1 protein-coding gene is annotated in these 904 nt (G+C 68.3%); it reads left to right on the top strand.

Annotated features, from left to right (window positions below; genetic code table 11):
* Positions 1-74: 74 nt before the first annotated feature.
* A protein-coding gene (locus tag KUM49_RS05350; protein WP_217235526.1) for an IS5 family transposase occupies positions 75-894 on the top strand; the annotation gives its coding sequence in 2 pieces (ribosomal slippage) (positions 75-491 and positions 493-894; 819 coding nt in all).
* Positions 895-904 lie beyond the last annotated feature (10 nt).

Below are 904 nucleotides of genomic sequence, written 5' to 3'. Positions count from 1 at the left end.
AGGAGTCCTTGCAGAAAGATCGTGTTGTGGCACGGTGGAGAGGTATGTGATCCCGTCTTTTGTGGGGTGTGACCATGGCGCGGCGGAAGCCGTGGGAGGTCAGTGACGAGTTGTGGGCGGTGATCGAGCCGCTGTTGCCGAAGCATGAGCGGCGGTTCCGGTATCCGGGGCGCAGGCGGATCGATGACCGCAGGACGCTGCAGGGTGTGCTGTTCGTCCTCTACACAGGTGTCCAGTGGGAGTTTCTGCCGCAGGAGTTGGGGTTCGGTTCGGGGCCGACGTGCTGGCGTCGGCTGGCCGAGTGGCAGGAGGCGGGGGTGTGGGAGGAGCTCCAGCGGGTGCTGCTGGACGGGTTACGGGCGGCGGACCGTCTCGACTTCTCCCGCGCCACCGTCGATGCCTCGCATGTCCAGGCCAAGCGGGGGCGAAGCAGCCCAAAAGTCGGTCCGAGCCCGGTTGACCGTGCACGGCCGGGCTCGAAGCATCACGTGAATGACCGATGCCCGCGGCACTCCGCTGCGGGTGTCGCTGACCGGAGGTCACCGTCACGATGTCACCCAGCTTCTGCCGCTGGTCGACAGCCTTGGGCCGGTACGGGGCAAGCGGGGCCGGCCCCGGCGCAAGCCCCGCACGTTGTACGCCGACCGCGGCTACGACTACGACATCTACCGCCGCCGTCTGCGCGAGCGCGGCATCACACCGAGGATCGCCCGGCGAGGCCAGCCACACGGCTCGGGCCTGGGCAAAGTCCGGTGGGTCGCCGAGTCGGCCATCGCCTGGCTCCACGGACCCCGCCGCCTACGGACCCGCTGGGAAACCAGAGACGACATGCACGACGCCTTCCTCCAGCTCGCCCACTGCATGACCCTCGCCCGCAAGCACCCGGCTTTCTGAAAGCACCCCT

Source organism: Streptomyces sp. AC555_RSS877 (genome assembly GCF_019049245.1).
Lineage (GTDB): Bacteria > Actinomycetota > Actinomycetes > Streptomycetales > Streptomycetaceae > Streptomyces.
This window is presented reverse-complemented; position numbering and strand designations above follow the sequence as displayed.